Genomic DNA, 18,378 nt, shown 5'->3' on the forward strand with positions numbered 1-18,378 from the left:
GGAAGGCAACGCTGCCGTCGCGTAGGTTCAGCTCAATCGGAGCGACGGATACCACCTCAAGCCGCTCCTCGCACTATCGTTGACTGTCTGCGCAAGCGTCCCGTTGTGGTTGGAGACCGTCCACTGGCCCTGGGATAAGAGCGAAGTCCAAAACCATTTGGACTTCTTCTCTGAGCGAATGCCCTTCGATGCAAGAACAACGAACGTCGCTGGTATGTAACTTCAGAAGCTGGTAATGATTACATAGCCTGATGTCGCATAGCGATCCATTTCGACCAAGACGCCGCTCACGTCAGCTAATGTGACTTTGCGGCTGACCAGTGCGCTTGGCTTCAGTCGACCAATCGCAACAAGGTCCAGTAACTCAGGGAAACTGGAGTGGGGATTGCCTACGCTGCCTGCGATCGAGAGTTCCTTATTCACGATATCGTCGGCCGGGAAGGCGACCTTGCCTTCGTCTTCCTGGCCAGTAAGCCCGACCACAACTAGTCGACCACCTTTTCGCAGTGACATGATGGCGGGCAAAGATGTTCTGCTCCCGCCCAACGCGTCCAATGCAGCATGCGGCCCCAGGCCCCCAAGTGCCTTTCGCACCTCGGCAGCAAGTGTCTCAGCTGTGTGACCCTTGGCAGAAACCGCGTAACAAGCCCCAAGCGAGCGCGCCTGCGTAAGCTTGGCGTCGTCAATGTCAACCGCCACAGGAATGGCGCCGAGTGCGGTGCAGATTTCAATCGCGGCGAGGCCGACGCCGCCGCAGCCGAAGACGGCCACAGTTTCGCCGGCTTGGACACCACCGCGATCACGAACCGCTCGCCACGCGGTCATGTATCGGCAGCCGAGAGCAGCGGCCGAGAGTTCGTCAACTTCATCAGGCAAGGCGATGCAATTGAGATCTGCAGTAGGTACGCGTGCGTATTCCGCCCAGCCTCCGCCTCCAGGGGTCAATTGCGGTACAGCCATGAAATCACACCGGTTCTGATGCCCTGCATGACAGTACGGACAGTGGCCGCAAGCGAGGTTAAACGGAACGGTGACCCGTTGCCCAACCTGGACGCGCTTTACGGACGATCCCACCGCCGCGACATAGCCACCCATCTCGTGACCGAGTACGGCCGGCTGTGGCAGCTTCATGAACCACTTCCAGTCGCCATTCCAGAGATGCCAGTCACTGCGACATATCCCCGATGCGACGATTTTCACCAAGGCGTCTTCGGGCCCTAGCTCCGGTAACGGAACATCATGGATTTCAAGCGGTTCGCGAACGGCGGTCATTACCGCCGCGCGCATCGTCGTTGGCAGCGAAGTTTGAACGTATGCCATATCTCCTCCTGATTGCACGGACTACGTCTGGAATAGAAGCGTTTTGCTGAAAGACCGGTGCTGTTCTCGGGTTGCAGGCGGCACCGGCGTTCATCATCGCCATAACGACGCCAGGCGCCGACGATTCAAGGACGCATAGAATAGATAATCTCGAATTGTGACATTCTACACGTCGAATCCAGAGCCGCCAATGAATCGTTCTGAGATCAGATGTTCGAGCCGTCCCGATAGAGTTCGCGGCTACTGAGGGCGCTGAACAGGTGAGAACCCCTAGTTGCAATGTCATCATCGACGTATAGACTATCTCGAATCGCGGGATTATTGGATGAGCTGGAGGGCAATTCTGTTTTCGGACTCTTCCTTTGACGGGTCTATGGCATTTGATGGTGCTTCTGCACGTGATCGGGTCTTGGCCGGCGCGCCAACTCGTGAACAACGAGACCGTAAATCCGATTTTTTCCGAACCTTAAGGAGACACGAGATTGAAAATCTCTCACACGAAGGTAAGCATGGCAGCGGTTGTCGTCGGTTTGTCCCTCTGTACCACGACGGTTGTGGCTAAGGACGTCACTCTGGGCTTTGTGGCTGCCGGTATGCAGTATCCATTTAACGTTGCGGTGGCGAGAGGCTTTCAGGCGGAGGCGAAGAGTCTGGGCGTTAAGTCGGTCGTCCTGGATCCCAAGGGCAGCGTCGAAAAGCAGGGTAACGCGATCGACGATCTCATTTCGCGGAAAGCGGACGGTATTGCATCGGTCGTGCTGGATTCTGTCGTGGCGAAGACGTGGGTCGATCGGACGACGGAGGCACACATTCCGTTTGTAGCTGTTGCGGTACCGGTCGGCGATCCCGAGAAGGTAGAGAAAAAGCAGGTCTATCCCAAGCTTACAGCGCTGGTCAACGAGGACGACGTATTAGCCGGCCAGCTTGCCGGTGAGCTGTCTGCAACGCTGCTGCCAAAGGGTCGTACGGCAGAGGTTGCTATTGTTGAAGGGGCACCCGGATATTCTGTAGTTTTGCAGCGCAATCAAGGCTTCAAGGAAGGTCTCGCGAAGGCTGGTGCGAAATATAAAATCGTTGCATCGCAGCCGACCGATTGGACAGCAGAGAAGGGCGAAGCTGTTTGCCAGAACGTCTTGACCGCTCACCCCGACGTTGACCTGTTTTACACCCAATACGACGACCTGGCGCTCGGGTGCGGTCGGGCCGTTCGTTCGATGGGTTCGAAAGCAAAGATCGTCGCGGTTAGTGGCGGGTCCAAATTAGGCATCAACGCGGTACAGAGTGGTGATATGGCTGGCACGGTTTGCACAAAGCCAGAGACGATGGGTCGCCTCGCCGCGAAAGCGCTTTACGACGCGATAAATAACAAGAATCCACCCAGGGCGCAGAGCGTAACTTACAAGCTCGTCACTGTCACAAAGGCAAACCTCTCCGAGTGCCCGCCGGAATTCTGATAGGGGGCAGGACTGTCGTTTTTTGGACGAGCACTATGAAGATGGCAAGCGGTGCTTCGCTCACGTGGCTTGCGCAGGTGTCGAAGGCTTGGCTGCCCACAGGATCATTTTCGCACGCACCGCGAGCGGCCCCGTCTGGCCTGCTCCTTCTGTAAAACGACCGCACAATCCGAAGCCGCCCGAACCGACGCTCGGGCGGCGTCACCCTCAATTTAGCAGCCGAAGGATCTCAGTAACGTCGTCGACAGACTCGAGTTCGCGGACCAGGTTTTGCAGCTTAGTCACGCGGTCGATAGACGGAGGCCTTGCGGCGACAGCCGCGCAGTTGCCGAATTTCCGCGACAGGTCGTCCCACGACATCGGAGCATCCGAGCTACCAGGCACCGCGGTACCGACCTGACTGAACGTGCGACCATCGCGCGTAACGATCTCGACTTTCCCGAGCGGCAGTTCCATTTTCCAGTCGAACGCTGAGTCCGCAACCGGAACGACCTTCCTTGAGACTGCGAGCACCTCAGGATCTTGCAATGCATTGCCGGTAAAGTCAGAGATCGCCACGTTACGGCGAACGGCTGCTACTGCTACGAGGAACGGCAGGCTAAACTTTGCGTCTACGAGCGTTCCCGGCGCGCGCCGCGAGTCGATCGGGCTGCACATGATCTCGTGATAGTCGCCCACGTGAACGCGAAGTTCCTCGATGTCGTCGGGACTCAAGTCGTGGGCCGTCATTAATTGAATCGTGGCGTAGATATGACTATGGGACGGGCCGACAGCTGGCCACGGCTTGTATAGAGTGGTGCTTCCCATAAAGTCGCTGCCAAGCCCTCGCAGCAGCGCTTCTCGATTGTATCTGCCGCCAAAATAGGTCTTAAAAAAACCGTATTCTCCTTCGAACGCCGTGGTGGTCCCAACGATGCCCTTCTCGGCAAGCTGAGCCGCGACGACCGCCGCTTTTGCCGAAAAGCCTGCGTAGATGCAACGAAGATCTCCGCCGGTCCCATAAACGACATCCATTGTTCCTCCCGATTGCATGGACGCGAGACCCAACGCGTTCGCCATCTGGGCATGCGACAGTCGAAGAAGGTGTCCAGCAGCGGCCGTCGCTGCAAATACGCCCAGTACCGTCGAGAGGTTCCAGTCTTTACGCCAGTCAATGCTGCAGCGCATTCGAGCGAATATGTCCTGCCCGATAGCGATTGCCGCAATCATATCCCGCCCTGAAACTCCTCCTTTGCGCTCGGCAATCGCCATAGCGGCCGGAAGAATGGAGCTCGTCGCATGGGCTCCCCAAGGGGTGAGATCGTCGAAATCCAGGCAGTGTGCCATGGCGCCATTTGCAAACGCTGCCCACGCGGCGGGGACGCGATCCGTGAAACCCAGCACAGAGCACTCGGGGCGCCCACCGTTTTCCCGCACTACGTCGATGACCGCACGAGCGACCGGCTCGACCCCGCTCGCCGCAAGCGTCACGCCGATCAGATCCAGTACGGATTTTTTTGCGGCATCAACCGCATCGGCAGGAATGCTCTCGTACCGCGCGTCAACGGCGTATCTTGCAAGGTCGAAGCCAAGGTCGTGGAAAGTGGGCGTAGTCATTTTGTTTAAAGCGCTGATGGGTTCTAGGGAATGCAGCAACGGTTTGCGCATGTATGCTGTTAATGGCCATTTGGGGCGGCGGCTAGATCACCGGTCTCGCGGGGCTTCGTTTTCTGTTTTTCCGGCTGGACCAATATCCCACCACGATGAACTGAGCCGCATCGTGTTGAGATCCATTCCGGGTGGGAATCTCTATTGGCTGTTGCGCGCTGCATCACAGCTCCCGCAACGACAGCGCACGACTGAGCCGCAGAATGTCGGGTAGCCCGAAATCGCCGACGTTCGGAATGCGTTCGCCCGCCGCATCGGCTATTTTTGCTGCGATGCGCAGGGCGCTTGACCGCTCGCGAAGAAGCGCTGCCAGCGCTTCCCCAAGTACCTGACGGTCGGCATCTGTGAGAGTGCCGGCACGGATAACTTCGTGGGCTTGCGACACGTTGCTCTCCTCCATCCTGCCCTTTCTGGGTCTAGCCTGTTGTGAGTTCTGCTTCGATTCCGGCGTCGCAGGGGTATGGGCCACTGGATACTCGGCGGCTAAGCGAATCACCAGGCACGGCATCCAGCCGGGCGATTCGCGCTGGGCATTTCAGGCTGCCGCGATCAACAGGTTTCTGACTGGCTCATTCGGCTATCCGATGTTCATGTAGACGACCTTTTCGTACAGGAATCCGTCGACGTGCTCAGGGCCGCCTTTCCAGCCATAGCCACTCATCTTATAACCTCCGAACCCAATCCCGGGGTCCAGCGCGCCATAGCAGTTGACCCAGATTGTTCCGGCCTTGATCCGTTGCGACATCTGGTGAGCCGTGGAAAGGCTTTTTGTCCAGACGCCACCTGCGAGGCCGTAGGTGGTGTCGTTCGCGATCTTGATAGCGTCGTTGGCATCATCGAACGGAATCACGGAAATAACCGGGCCAAAGATTTCTTCCCGGGCGATTCTCATGTCGTTGTTCACGCCTGAAAAAATCGTCGGCTCGACAAAGTAGCCGGCTTCCAGTTCTCCAGTGAGACGCTTGCCGCCGCTCGCTAGCGATGCCCCTTCCTGGCCGCCAATGTCAATATACGACAGCACGCGGTCGAGCTGCTTGCGCGAAACAAGTGGACCAAGGTTCACCAGCGGATCCAGCCCGTTGCCGACCCGCAGCGTCTGGCTGAATTCCTCAAGTCTCGAGACGAATTCTTCCTGGATGCTTCGCTGAACGAGCAGACGCGTTCCGGCCGTGCAGATCTGTCCACTGTTGCCATAGACGGCCATCGCTGCGCCGGGCACTGCAATATCAAGATCGGCGTCGGCGAACACGATGTCCGGTGATTTACCGCCGAGTTCAAGCTGAACGCGTTTCATGTTGCCGGCGGAGGCCTCCACGATTTTTCTGCCGGTTTCGGTCGAGCCCGTGAAGGCGACGCGGTCCACGTCCGGGTGCGCTGCCAATGCGGCGCCCGCGCCATAGCCGAAGCCGGTCACGACGTTGATGACGCCATCCGGCACCCCGGCTTCCAGCAGCAGTTCCGCCACGCGGAGTGCGGTCAGAGACGCGTCCTCAGCGGGTTTCAACACCGCGGTGCAGCCGGTAGCGAGCGTCGGCCCCAATATCCACCACTGACTAACGAGAGGCGCATTCCAGGGAATGATGCCGCCGACTACACCAACAGGCGCCTTGATCTTGAGCGCAGTGAACTGGCCGGCGAAGGAGGTGGGTGCCGCCTCGGTACTGGCAGCGCGCGTCTGCGACGCGTAGAACAGAATTGCTTGTGAGACGAACGCTTTAAGCGCCTTGGTTCGCGAGAGCGGTGCACCCATGTCGAGAGTTTCGAGTAGCGCAAGCTCATCGAAATTCTTCTCGATCACATCGTGCACGCGTAACAGAAGGCGTTGTCGCTCGTATGGCGTCCATCGGCTCCAGTCGCCTTCGAAAGCCCGCCGCGCCGCTGCGACGGCTTCGTCAATGTCAGTCTTGTCGCCTTCGGCGAGACGGGCAATGACCTCGCCCGTCGCCGGGTTTACCGTGTCGAATTCTTTCCCCGATGCAGCCGACCGCCATTTGCCACCGATCAGCAGTCGCTTCGATCCACCGATGAAATCAGTGCGGGGGATATCAATCTTCTGCGTCGCGTCCATGAAATGCCTCGAATATCGTTGATAAAGTTAGGGAATCATCTCCTGCCGAGGAAGGGCCCCTGGTCAGCAAATTAATGCAGTGCCCGGGCGGGTATTCCTGGCGGGGTAGCGCTTCAGTCGCCACACCTCAATAATTCGCTGGCGGCTTCGGCGACTCGCTGTCCATCAGTCAAAGAACGCCTCCAGTGCATTCGCGAGAGATTCAGGCGCCTGCACCGAGGGAATGTGGCCACCCTCAATTTGCAGAAAACTGGCGCCCTTGACACGTTTGGCGATTTCTTCAATATCTTCGGAGCGCCGAACCAGGTCATGGCGGCCGGAAATGAACGTCGTGGGACATGTAATTGTTTCCAGCACACCTTCAAAATCGACGTTCGTCAGGGCGCGCAGAATGTGCGCGTAGCTGGTTGGATCGTTGCAAAGAAACCGTGCGACGTACGCCTGATAGGCATGCTCGTCCGTACGGAGAAAATCAGGATATGAGCGTCCAAGCGCGGATTCGACGACGCCGCGCATACCGTGTGCGTCGGCTAGCGCGGCGCGCTCACGCAAAACCTCTCCGCTGCGACCGGTGGCGTCCGTCGGGGGATTGATGGCGGCGAGGCGGTGGATGCGCTTCGGGTATCGCGCGGCGAGCGTGAGTCCAAGACATCCGCCGATCGCTACCCCGGCGACGTCTACTGCGTCGGTCACCGAAATGTGGTCCAACAGGGAGACAATGTCGTCTGCGAGCTGCGCGAGGGACACCGGCGCGCGGATCTTTTCGGATCCTCCCGAGCCGCGTACGTCGCACCGGATAATTCGCCGGTCGGCCGCCATCAGTTCGAGCACAGGGTCCCAGCTCTCAAGTGAACCACCCATCTCGTGGAGCAGCAGCAGGGGGCGCCCCTCATTGCCGGCAAAGGTGTACCGTATAGACGCGTTTTTGAGTAGCGCCCATCGGGGATTGGAATGGCGGGATGGAACTGATGTGTGAAGCGTCATGTGATGTACCGCGCACGAAATGCGGCGGCCCTGGTAATCGTGAACAGACGTGAGCGTGACCGATGTCCGGCGCTGCTCGCTATCGATCTCATGCGGGCGGGAACCTGACAACCGTCGTCATCGCGGTACTGCAGCATCATCGCGTGGCGCGCTGTGGCCGGAGGACAGTGCCACCTGTCCGCCGTCGATGTTCATGATCAGGCCATGAACGTGGCTTGCATCTGGAGAGGCCAGGAACAGGACCGCATTAGCCTGTTCCTCAGGCTGCGCAGCGTGACCCAGCGGGATTCGTGGTTCACGCACGGCATAGTGCTGCGGATTTTTCGCAACGTCGGCCTTGGACAGGTTGCTCCACGTCATTCCCGGACAAACGGCATTCACCCGGATGTTGTACTGACCCCAGTCTACGGCGAGTGCTTTTGTCAGGCCGACGACGGCGTGCTTCGACGCCGTGTACGACGCCGCATTCGGGAAACCCACGAGACCGCCGATCGATGCGATATTGACGATCGCGCCCGCGCGGCGAGGAATCATTGAACGGGACGCCACCGCCTGCGCCCAGAAGAAGGTCCCGTCAAGGTTGATCGCGATCACCCGGCGCCAATCCTCGACTGATACCTGCGCTGTCGGGCCTCGACGGATGATGCCGGCATTGTTTACGAGGACATCGATCCGGCCAAAGGCCTGCAACGCGGCGTCAACGTGTTCATTTACTGTCGCCGGGTCGCTCACGTCACCGGTCAATCCCAGCACGCGGCCGCCTTCGGACTCCAGGTCTTTTACGGTTGCCGAAACTGACTCCGGAGCGACGTCGGTGATGACAAGCTGTGCACCCTCGCGGGCAAATGCCCTGGCGGTAGCCAGGCCAATGCCGCTAGCTGCGCCCGTGACAACGACAACCTGATCTTTGAAACGCATGTGATGTCTCCTTTAATAAAATCGGCCCTGCACGGCTGGCCCGTTCTGCGGTGCAATCTCACGTCGCAGCACGCTATACCGTCGTTCGCATCCCGACCCGAGCGAGAGCGCCTATCTGATCCGCTAACGACTGGATGGACGACAGTACCGGCCGATCGAACTCGCCGCTCAACTCTTCAAGAATCGAGAAGGTCGGCAACTGTGCGCAGGCGATAAACATTGCGTCGCAGCTAACGTCCATCGTCTTGCGTGCGAGGGCGGCAACGTCATCGGCAGTGATCCGACCCAGCTCCTCGACGTTCGGCGCATAGAAACTGTCGAATGCGCCGACCTCGATACCTACACTAGCGATGAACAGCCGGAGCTGCTCATTGACTGCCTCCGAGTAGGGAGTAACGAGAGCGATCCTATGGGCTTGCTGTTCCAGGAGCGCAGAGATCATTGATTGCGCAATGGTTGCAACCGGCTTGACCGTGATCCGTTCCAGATCCGCCGTCAACTCACGGTCACCGTCGGGTCCGAGGATAAAACCCGCAGCCGTACATCCGTACGCGACTACGTCAATGTGGTCCGAAGCGAATTGCCGCGCCAGTGCAAGCGCGTTTGCTTTATAGGCTGGCAACGTTTCTGGCGTCAGCAACCCTTTTCCGCGTGGAATTCGCACCAGTTCGAGCGTCGATCCTGCTGGCAACCAGGATGGTAATTCGCGTTCCACCGTCGTGTTGTTTTCGGGGATCATCACGCCTACGCGCAGACCCTTTGCTGTGATATTCACTAGATGCTCCTCTGCTACTTCGCCAGGATGGCTTCGCGGAAATCGCCTACGGCACTTGCGCCTCAACGTGGATCTTTGTAGCGGGCCGCGTAACCGAATGTTCGGCCTGACGGGTGCCCGGGGGAAGGGGGCGCCAATGCAGCGAGCGGATTTCGCCGAATTCGTGCGGCACACGGACCCAGGAGTCTCCGCCGTCCAGACTTCGGAACACCTGGCCAAGATTTGTACAGGCAAATATGAGCGAAGGCTGCGACTCATGCATTGCAACGCACCAGGTGGTGCTGTTGAGCGAGCCGGGAAGATGCACATCCGCCCAGGTATCGCCGCCGTCCATACTGCGCAGCAGCCGCCCCTGGTCGCCTGGAGGACCGTTGCCGTTAGCCAGAAAGACGACCGAGGGATCGTCCGGTCGAACAATCACGGCCCGGGTGTATTGCCATGGCGAGTCGAGCGACTGGAAATGCCAGGTTTGACCGTTGTCCCCGCTAGTATGTAAGCCGCGATTCGTCGACGCCAGCATGCGTTTGTGCCCGTGGCTATCACGGGTCACCGCGATCCCGTGGACGTCGTTAGAAACCAGACCATCGCTCACCATCGTCCACGACCTCCCGCGGTCGTCACTACGATAGATTCCTCCGATCTCGATCGTTGCCCACACCGTGTCCTTGCCGACAGGATCGAAGAGGATCTGCGTCACGCGGGTCGGGCCCATGTTCACCTCGGAGAATTTCGAGATGCCTGGGACGGCAAGCTCCTCCCAGGTCCCCCCGCCGTCCTGGCTTCGATAGAGCGCAGCGGGGCGGGTGCCGGCGAGCAGCGTCAGCGGATCGGCGGGATCCTGCGTGATCGCCCAGACGTCGGTCATCGGGGATGGCAACTTTGTCCAGCGCGCTGGGCCTTCATTCCAGCGGTAGATGCCATCATCGGTGCCTGCGAACAGACATTCCGGGAGCGCCGAATGGCTGGTCATTGCCCAGACTCTTGTCTCCAGATACATCCCTGACTGACTATTGGGATGGACCCAGTTCAACCCGAGGTCGTCGCTAAACCATACGGAGTGTCCGGCGGTTCCTGCATAGATTTGAAGGTCGTCATTCATGGTCGTTAGAGAGTTGGGTGGCGTTCGGAGCAAACATATCCTGTCGTACTGCCCAGGAGGGTCATGTTCCGGTCGCGGGCAAAGGAGAAAAGACGCGTACCAGACCACAGGGTCGCGACCCGATGGAATAACGCTCCGGATCAGTGGGGGCGGGTGCCGGGAACGCCTCGCTCGACTCAACGAGGGCAACGTAATCAAACCGCGATTCGTTTTCAGCAACGAATGCGCGAGCCCGCACCATGCCGGGCAGCCTGCCCACCTGCGCGTCCAGAAGGGCACCAACCGCCCCGTCGCATTTTTCCGGTACGCCGCGCCAGACCATGAGCAGCAATTCGGCCACTGGCCCCTTTGACCCGGTCGGGGCACCGTCGGGCAGGGATGTGATCCGCGAGCCGGCGAATCGCCAGTGCGAACTCACGCCGGCAAGGATGCGCTTGGACCATGGCGAAAGGTTTTCACCGGCGATCGCCAGATAGGCAGAGCTTTTCAGGACCGAAAGGTCGTCGAGGTCATAAATCGCCAGATAACGCGGCGACGACTGCGTGTTTTCAAATCGCAACGCGCTCCGAAATCCAGCGATCTCCTTTCGTTCCGGAATGTGCTCCCGATTGGCCCACTCGTTGAACTCAGCGTCCTGACCTTCCGGCGCGTCCATCATCGTCAAAAGCAGCCCTTGGCTCAGCAGTGACATCGTCTGCACCTACGTAAAGAATCTCGAATAGTGACATTCTACATAGAATCGGATCGTGTGCAATCGGAAAGTTCCCCCGACGGGGCCGCCGCCTGTGGGCGCTCAACGGTGGCTCAGCATTCGACGCTCCTGGACCTCGAAGCGCCTATCCTGCGGGGGCCTGAGTCGAGCCAGTCCAGTCCCGGTCGGCGAATCGGCGGCTCGCGCAGTTGCCGACCGGCAAGATCGGAGGCCGACCGGGTAACAACCCTTAGTTGCAATGTGACCGACTGTGTATAAACTCTCGCCATACGGGATTTGTTTTCGCAACTAGGCCAGGTCCCGTACCGATAGACATTGCTGCGGCGCGTGCTGCATCGCACAACGTAATTTTCAGGCCCGGATGCTGTGGGTGCACTGACTTGGCAATAAGGTGCGCACCTTCGTTTTTATTCCTGGCCCTCAAAAACATCGAAGGAGACGGCAGTGAAAAGCACATACACGAAGGTAGGCATGGCCAGCATTGCGGTCGCGATTTCTCTTCTTGCCTCTGCAGCGACGGCCAAGGACATCACACTCGGCATCGTGGCCGCCAACATGCAGTATCCGTTCAATGCGGCTGCGGTTAAGGGCTTCCAGGAAGAGGCGAAGACGCTTGGTGCAAAAACGATCGTGCTGGATGGAAAGGGTAGTGTCGAACAGCAGGGCAACGCGATTGACGACCTGATCTCGCAGAAGGTCGATGGTATCGGCTCGATCCTGCTCGACTCCGTGGTAGCGAAGACCTGGGTCGACCGCGCTGCCGAGAGCAACATTCCTTTTGTATCGGTGGGTGTTCAGGTAGGGGACCCCGACAAGGTCCCGTTGAAACAGGTCTACCCGAAGCTCACCGCGCTCGTCACCCGCGATGATGTCGAAAGCGGTGAGCTGGTCGGCGAGATGGCAGCGACGCTGCTCCCAAAGGGTCGCACCGCCAAGATCGGCATCGTGGAAGGTACTGCTGGCGTAGCGGCGGTCAAGCAGCGTACTCAGGGCTTCAAGCAAGGCCTGGCCAAAATGGGCGCAAAGTATGAAATCGTCGCGGCACAGCCCACGGACTGGACTGCCGAGAAAGGCGAAGCCGTCTGCCAGAACATTCTCACCGCCCATCCCGACATTGACCTGTTCTTCGGTCAGTACGACGACTTAGGTCTTGGCTGTAGCCGTGCAGTTCGTGCGGTTGGTTCGCACGCCAAGGTCGTCACTGCGGATGGCGGCTCCCGACGCGGCATTGACGCCATCAAGGTGGGCGAAATGGCGGGGGCGGTGTGCTCGGAACCGGAGACGATAGGACGCCTGTCGGCCAAGGCGCTCTACACCGCGGCGACAAACAAAAACACGCCGAAGGCTCAGCTCATCACCTACAAACAGATTGTCGTGACAAAGGACAACCTCTCCCAGTGCAAGCCTCAGTTTTAAGGCGTTAGCTGGTACACAGGTCCATTGGGAGACGCGATGACTACGACGAACGAAGCCCCGCTCATGCGGCTCGAGCAGGTGGCCAAGACTTTTCCGAACGGCACGATAGCGCTGCGTGGGGTGGACCTGAGCATAGAGCGGGGCAAGGTTCACGGTCTGCTCGGGGCGAACGGTGCCGGTAAGTCCACCCTGATCAAGATCCTCTCGGGTTCCTTTTCTGCCACTGGTGGGCAGATCTTCTGGAAAAACAAGCCTGTCCACTGGACGAGCCCGAAAGAGGTGAAGGCGATGGGGGTGGCGACGATCCACCAGCACATTCCTGTTGTTCCGACGCTGTCGGTGTTGGAAAACGTGTTCTTGGACGCAGAAAGAGGCTGGCGCCGCTCCGATGATTCGCGTCGAAAACTCGAAGAGTTGTGCAGTCGGGTTGGCTACTGGCTCGATGCTGATGCACTGGTCAGTGACCTGTCCATCGGCCAGCGGCAGATGGTTGCGATCTTCCAGGCTTTGGGAACGGGCGCCGAACTGATCGTGATGGACGAACCGACGGCTTCTCTCGCGACTGAGGAGCGCGAAGTGGTCTATCGGACGGTGCGCCGACTCTCGAAGGTTGAGCACAAGGCAATCGTTTTTGTCTCGCACTTCCTCGACGAGGTCGTCGCACTCACGGATTGCGTGACCATTCTGCGAGACGGCCAGGCCGTCATGCGGGCCGACACTAGCGATCTCGACGAAGCACGAATCGCGGAGGCCATTGTTGGCCGGCAGATTGTCGCGATGGTGCGCGCGGAACCGAGGCAGTTGCCTGACACCGCGCCGGTCGTGCTAGAGCTTCGCAACCTCGCATCTCCTGGCAAGCTTGCACCTTTGTCCCTGAAGCTGAAGGCAGGCGAGGTGCTTGGTGTGGCGGGCCTGCTGGGTTCCGGCCGAAGTGAACTGTTGCATGCGATCTTCCGCGCGGACCGGGATGCAACCGGAGAGGTACTCGTTGGTGGGCGCGCGATTCCTCGCTCGACCCCGGCGGCGGTCAAGGCAGGAATTGCATTGGTTCCGGAAGACCGGATGGATCAGGGACTTATTCCTGGGTTCGAGATCTGGCGCAACACAACGCTTCCTGCTTTGGACGGCGTGTCCTCGGGGCACTGGCTACCTTTGCGCAGACGCGAAATCGAGCGCGCGACCGAGGCAATAGACCGGTTGAAGATCAAGGCCCAATCCCCCGATGTTCTCGTCACGGAACTGAGTGGAGGCAACGCCCAGAAGGTGACCATTGCCAAGTGGTTGTTCAGCGATGCGAAGGTCCTGCTGCTCGACGAACCCACGGCTGGCATCGACATTGGTGCGAAAACTGATGTCCTGAGACTTGTGCGAGATCTTTCGGCCGCTGGAATGGTCATCGTAGTCGTCTCGTCCGAGTTCGAAGAACTGCTGGCCGTAGCCGACCGGATCATGGTGTTACGCGACGGGCAGTGTATCGCCGAGCGTGTAGGTCACGAAACATCCGAGCACGAACTGATTCTTCTGGCTGGTGGCCAGAGTGCCCTTAATCCGAACGCCGCGACAGCCGGGGCGCGCCCGATTCAAGAGTGAATAATCGTGACAAAAATATTCCGTCATCCTTCCGTACCGTCACAAATCGAGGTGGATCCTATGTCCAAGGCCGTTCCATTTGATCATGCGCATCCGAGCCTGCGCAAGCCGCACACCGACTGGCGGCGGGTCTTGGGGCTTCGGGAAATGGGCGTGTATTACGCGCTCGCACTGGTCGTCGCCCTGATTTCGGTCGCCGCCGCATATACCGGTAGCGTCAACTATCTGAGTATCCAGAATATAGCGAATGTTCTGCAGCAATCGTCTCTGACGGCGATCATTGCCGTGGCGATGACGGTCATCCTCATTTCCGGGAATTTCGATCTTTCGGTGGCCTCGGTCGCTGCGCTTTCGGCAGCGGTCATGGTCGCACTCGCCGACTCGATTGGATTTGTCCCTGCTTGCGCCGTTGCGATGCTGGTTGCAATTGCGGCTGGCTTTCTGAACGGCGCCATCGTGCAGTTGCTGGGAATTAACGCGTTTATCGTGACGCTTGGGACGATGACTGCTTTGCGCGGTGTCGTCCTCATCGTGACGGATGGCAGATCGCTTTCGGTCGATAGTCCGCAGACGCTTGACGCGATGCGAGCGTTGGAGTCCGGACGCTTGCCAGTCGCTTCGGCATTTGTTGTGATTGGCGTGGGCTTGGCTATCGCTAGTATCTACGTGGCGATGCGCGCGCGACGTGCTGACCGTGGACTTCCTCCGGCCACCGTGGGTATGGCACTGGGTGCTGTCTGCCTGTGGGCTCTCGCGTGGTTCGGCGGACCGGAGTTGGCGCTACCAAAGATCGCTGTCTACATGCTGACGTTCGCTGGTCTCGTCTGGTTTGTCCTTACATTCACGATTACCGGAAGGCGGCTTTACGCGGTCGGTGGGAATGCCGAAGCTGCCCGGCTTTCCGGGATCAACGTGTTGCGCTACAAGATGGCTGCTTTCGTCCTTTGCAGCGCGGCGGCGGGTTTCGCTGGCATCCTGTTCGCGAGCCGCCTTCGCTCGGTCAATGCAGCGGCACTGAGTGGCGCAGAATTAACTGTGATCGCGTCGGCGATCCTCGGGGGAACATCCCTGTTCGGCGGTGCAGGAAGCGTCTGCAAGACAGTGGCGGGTGCACTGCTGTTGTTCACACTTACCAACGGATTCAACATCCTGAACCTCGGCGTTAACTACCAGGGCGTCCTCGAGGGAACCGTAGTGGTCGCGGCAGCCGCAATCTACACCGTCGGCGGGTCACGACGTCGCAAGGTCTAAGCGGCTAGCGCCGTCAACCAGGAGAGAAAGGGATGCTGACCATTAATGCGCCCAGAGAACATCAGCCAACGCTCTGGGCAGAAGACTTCATTTTCCTGGAGGGGCCGCGTTGGCATAACGATCGCCTCTGGGTTTCCGACGTATTCGACAAAAAGCTCTTTACGCTTCATCCAGATGGAAGTCGGACGCTTGAATGCGAAGTGCCTCATCGACCGTCGGGCATTGGCTTTCTTCGCGACGGATCCGCAATTGTGGCCTCGATGCAGGATCGAAAGATCATGCGGTTGCTCGATGCCGAGCTGTCGGTGCACGCCGACTTCAGTGAGCTTGCCAGTGGCGATCTCAACGATATGCTGGTCGACGACGAAGGTCGGATCTACGTGGGCAATTTCGGGTATGACTTTCACGGCGGCGCACCTAAAGCGCTAACGAATGTGCATATGGTCGAACCCGACGGAGCCATACGGGTTGCGGCAAGTGGGCTCGAATTTCCAAACGGGATGGCGATTATCAGCGGCGGTCGCACGCTCGTCGTCGCCGAGACCTGGGCATGCAGACTGACCGCATTCAATCGCGCGCCCGACGGGAGCCTGTCGAAGCCGCGGCTCTTCGCGGATCTCGGCAATCGGCAACCGGACGGGATTTGTGCGGACACGGCCGATGGTATCTGGGTAGCGAGCTACAACACGGGAGAGGTCATTCGCGTGCTGGAAGGCGGTGACGTTACTGACCGTGCATTGTGCGGCCGACACGTGAGTGCCTGCCAGCTCGGCGGCTCGGACGGGAGGACGCTGTTCTGCTGTGCATACGTCGGAACCGATGAGGATCTGGAAGCAGGCAAGCGTTTGGGTGCGATCTTCACTGTAAGCGTTGACACGCCAGGTTGCTCCGTCGCTCCTAAAGATGTGTCCCACGGTAGCGGCGAGGGCTGACAGGCTACGACCTTCAGGCCTCTCTGCCCCGGAAGCGCGGGTAGAGCCTGCGAGCGCCAGGCACGTATACATAGCGGGCTCTGCGGGACCAGGCGTGCCAGTTCAGCGCTGCACCCGCGGAAGGCGTGCAGGACGAGGCGAGCCCCCAGTTTCATCAGCAAGAAGAGTTAAGAAAGTTTAGCCAGACCACTATGACGAGATTGTCATTCCGGAGGTAGTAATTATGAGTACGGGTATCGACCTTAAACGATTTACGTCCCTAAAGGACCAGGTGACTATCGTCACCGGAGCGGCCGGTGGCATTGGTCGAGCAACGGCATTAACGCTGGCTGCCGCGGGGTCCCGTGTCGGGATAACAGATCTGAATGGCGACCTTTTGGCCGAGACTGCCGAAATGGTAAAAGCTGAAGGGGGCGAAGTAATCGCTATCCCCGGCGATATAGTCAACCCACAGACGATAGACAGCCTTGCGACGGAGGTGCTATCTGCGTTTGGACACATCGACGGCCTTGTGAATAATGCCGGCATTGTGATGGCAAAACCAGTCCTCGACCACACCCAGGAAGATTTCGACAGAATCCTGCATATCAACACCTGGTCGTATTTGCTCACCGCGAAACGCGTGGTGCCGGAAATGCGAAAGTTGAACCGGGGATCGATAGTGAACATCGCCTCGGTCGGAGGACTGGTTGCTATCCCGGGACTCGCCGTATATTGCGCTTCCAAAGCCGCGGTGCTGGGCCTTACGCGTGGAATGGCGGTTGATTTTGCGCCGTCCATTCGTGTGAATGCCGTCTGTCCGGGAGGGGTCGACACCCCGATGGCAGCAGAGGATTTCGCACAATTTCCTAGCCGCGAAGCGGCACTCGAGGTACGCGCGGGCGAGCAGTTGCAAAAGCGCTATGCGGACCCCGCTGAGCTAGCGAAAGCGATCGTGTTTGTGCTTAGCGCAGACGCGTCTTTCATGACGGGTTCTGTAGTCCCCGTCGATGGTGGCTGGACGGCCTGGTAAGCCGAAAAGTTCGTCCGCGTGCGGTTCTGATTTGTCCAAGGCAATCAGAACCGCCCCCATTTGCAACAAAGCGCGGCCTGGTCTGAGCAGTCGCTGCCGTCCGCATCAAGCCGTGGAGGCGAGCGAAGCATAGAAAAGCAGCGTTGGAAATGGCATGGATTGGCAGCGGTGCGGGCCCGACGGTCGTTGCTTCGTGTACACAGATGAAGTAGCGGTACGCAACCCTGCTAACCGACCGCACGCGCCGGCCGATCCGCACCGACGCTAATCACTTCGATGCGATCGCTCACCTGTTCGCCAGCCCGGATTACAGCGGCCACACATCGCTCTTTCTCTGCGCGGTTGAAACGGTCTTCCGCGCCGGCAATGCCAATGCTTCCCAGGATGTGCCCGTCCCGGTTGAAGACCGGCGCGGAAATGCCAATCACTGCCGGATTGAATTCGCCGAAGGTCATTACATAACCGTCTGACTTCATCTTCGCAAGATTAGTGCGGAAGCCCGCCCAGTCGGTTCCAAGCCCCGCTTCCGCGATAGTTGGAGCGTGCTTCTTGAACAGACTTCGCTGCTGGTGGGGACGTAAATACGGAAGAATTATCTTTGACGCAGCCCCCTGGAAAAGCGGTCGCGTTTGACCTCGGGTAAACAGGTTCGCCGGACTGTTGGCAACCAGTTCCTCGCGAACACAGAGGACCGAGCCGCTGAATAACGCGCATAGAAGCGCCGAATGCCCGGTCTCTGCTACCAGCTCTTTCATTACTGGGCCACCGGCAATATATAGCGGATCGCATTGGCGAATCTGCCGGTCCAGCTCAACGATACGCGGCCCGAGTATGTAGTAACCGTTTGCTACCGCAGCAATCAAACCAACATCTGCTAGCGCTTTAATGTACCTGTAGCCCGAAGACCGTGACATTCCGTGCGACTGGATAAGCGCCTCGGTCGACCAGATCGGTGCAGTGGGTGTAAACAGATTGAGTAGTCCTACCGTCCGTGCGAGGCTGTTCGACGCACCGGCATCGCCGGCGTCGCTCGACGCATCTTCATCTTGTGAAGGCGCAGATGGTTCTTTCTGATTCAGCCGCTTGATGGTTGCCATGATATCCCGATTGCTCAGCTGCTTTATGCCGAAGGAAGCAGGCTTTTGACATGTGACGGAAACCGAACTGCGAAATCGCAATTCTCACCTAGCGGGATTTTAC

16 protein-coding genes are annotated in these 18,378 nt (G+C 58.9%); 6 read left to right on the forward strand and 10 right to left on the reverse strand.

Annotated features, from left to right (window positions below; all coding sequences use genetic code 11):
• Window positions 1-222: 222 nt before the first annotated feature.
• On the reverse strand, window positions 223-1,320 hold the full coding sequence (locus SB772_RS09875) for an alcohol dehydrogenase catalytic domain-containing protein (protein WP_410833072.1): 1,098 nt from the start codon (window positions 1,318-1,320) through the stop codon (window positions 223-225).
• Between the two features lie 482 nt (window positions 1,321-1,802).
• On the opposite strand from SB772_RS09875, the gene SB772_RS09880 reads away from it, so the two are divergent.
• Window positions 1,803-2,774, forward strand: coding sequence for a sugar ABC transporter substrate-binding protein (locus tag SB772_RS09880; protein ID WP_410833073.1), 972 nt, complete (start codon window positions 1,803-1,805; stop codon window positions 2,772-2,774).
• A 207-nt stretch (window positions 2,775-2,981) separates the two neighbouring features.
• On the opposite strand, the gene SB772_RS09885 is transcribed toward SB772_RS09880, so the two are convergent.
• The 8 genes from SB772_RS09885 to SB772_RS09920 all read right to left on the reverse strand — a co-directional run bounded on the left by SB772_RS09885 (window position 2,982) and on the right by SB772_RS09920 (window position 10,956).
• Window positions 2,982-4,421 carry an MmgE/PrpD family protein gene (locus SB772_RS09885; RefSeq protein ID WP_410833074.1) on the reverse strand — a complete coding sequence of 480 codons (1,440 nt, stop codon included), beginning with the start codon at window positions 4,419-4,421 and terminating at the stop codon, window positions 2,982-2,984.
• Between the two features lie 163 nt (window positions 4,422-4,584).
• On the reverse strand, window positions 4,585-4,821 hold the full coding sequence (locus SB772_RS09890; RefSeq protein ID WP_410833075.1) for a hypothetical protein: 237 nt from the start codon (window positions 4,819-4,821) through the stop codon (window positions 4,585-4,587).
• 177 nt (window positions 4,822-4,998) lie between these two features.
• Window positions 4,999-6,489, reverse strand: a complete 1,491-nt coding sequence (locus tag SB772_RS09895; RefSeq protein ID WP_410833076.1) for an aldehyde dehydrogenase family protein — start codon at window positions 6,487-6,489, stop codon at window positions 4,999-5,001.
• Window positions 6,490-6,654: 165 nt separating this feature from the next.
• A complete protein-coding gene (locus SB772_RS09900; protein WP_410833077.1) occupies window positions 6,655-7,473 on the reverse strand; it encodes an alpha/beta fold hydrolase in 819 nt (272 codons plus the stop codon).
• A 117-nt stretch (window positions 7,474-7,590) separates the two neighbouring features.
• Window positions 7,591-8,391: an SDR family NAD(P)-dependent oxidoreductase gene (locus SB772_RS09905; RefSeq protein WP_410833078.1), complete on the reverse strand. Its 801-nt coding sequence runs from the start codon at window positions 8,389-8,391 to the stop codon at window positions 7,591-7,593.
• A 73-nt stretch (window positions 8,392-8,464) separates the two neighbouring features.
• Window positions 8,465-9,166 carry an aspartate/glutamate racemase family protein gene (locus tag SB772_RS09910; protein WP_410833079.1) on the reverse strand — a complete coding sequence of 234 codons (702 nt, stop codon included), beginning with the start codon at window positions 9,164-9,166 and terminating at the stop codon, window positions 8,465-8,467.
• Window positions 9,167-9,212: 46 nt separating this feature from the next.
• The gene (locus SB772_RS09915; RefSeq protein ID WP_410833080.1) at window positions 9,213-10,265 is read right to left on the reverse strand and encodes a WD40/YVTN/BNR-like repeat-containing protein; all 1,053 of its coding nucleotides are present in this window, start codon (window positions 10,263-10,265) and stop codon (window positions 9,213-9,215) included.
• Between the two features lie 61 nt (window positions 10,266-10,326).
• The gene (locus SB772_RS09920; protein ID WP_410833081.1) at window positions 10,327-10,956 is read right to left on the reverse strand and encodes a hypothetical protein; all 630 of its coding nucleotides are present in this window, start codon (window positions 10,954-10,956) and stop codon (window positions 10,327-10,329) included.
• Window positions 10,957-11,421: 465 nt separating this feature from the next.
• Here SB772_RS09920 and SB772_RS09925 point away from each other — a divergent pair, with 465 nt between their 5' ends.
• The 5 genes from SB772_RS09925 (at window position 11,422) to SB772_RS09945 (ending at window position 17,178) form a co-directional block, all read left to right on the forward strand.
• Window positions 11,422-12,393, forward strand: a complete 972-nt coding sequence (locus tag SB772_RS09925; protein WP_410833082.1) for a sugar ABC transporter substrate-binding protein — start codon at window positions 11,422-11,424, stop codon at window positions 12,391-12,393.
• A 36-nt stretch (window positions 12,394-12,429) separates the two neighbouring features.
• Window positions 12,430-13,983, forward strand: a complete 1,554-nt coding sequence (locus SB772_RS09930) for a sugar ABC transporter ATP-binding protein (protein ID WP_410833083.1) — start codon at window positions 12,430-12,432, stop codon at window positions 13,981-13,983.
• Between the two features lie 6 nt (window positions 13,984-13,989).
• Window positions 13,990-15,234, forward strand: a complete 1,245-nt coding sequence (locus SB772_RS09935; RefSeq protein ID WP_410833084.1) for an ABC transporter permease subunit — start codon at window positions 13,990-13,992, stop codon at window positions 15,232-15,234.
• Window positions 15,235-15,266: 32 nt separating this feature from the next.
• Window positions 15,267-16,166: an SMP-30/gluconolactonase/LRE family protein gene (locus SB772_RS09940; protein ID WP_410833085.1), complete on the forward strand. Its 900-nt coding sequence runs from the start codon at window positions 15,267-15,269 to the stop codon at window positions 16,164-16,166.
• A 223-nt stretch (window positions 16,167-16,389) separates the two neighbouring features.
• Entirely contained in the window at window positions 16,390-17,178 is a 789-nt protein-coding gene (locus SB772_RS09945; protein WP_410833086.1) for an SDR family NAD(P)-dependent oxidoreductase, read from the forward strand.
• Window positions 17,179-17,405: 227 nt separating this feature from the next.
• Here the strand turns inward: SB772_RS09945 and SB772_RS09950 are convergent, their stop codons facing one another.
• Entirely contained in the window at window positions 17,406-18,275 is an 870-nt protein-coding gene (locus tag SB772_RS09950; protein WP_410833087.1) for an IclR family transcriptional regulator, read from the reverse strand.
• Between the last annotated feature and the right edge of the window lie 103 nt (window positions 18,276-18,378).

This window comes from Paraburkholderia sp. SIMBA_030, from assembly GCF_046535245.1.
GTDB lineage: Bacteria > Pseudomonadota > Gammaproteobacteria > Burkholderiales > Burkholderiaceae > Paraburkholderia.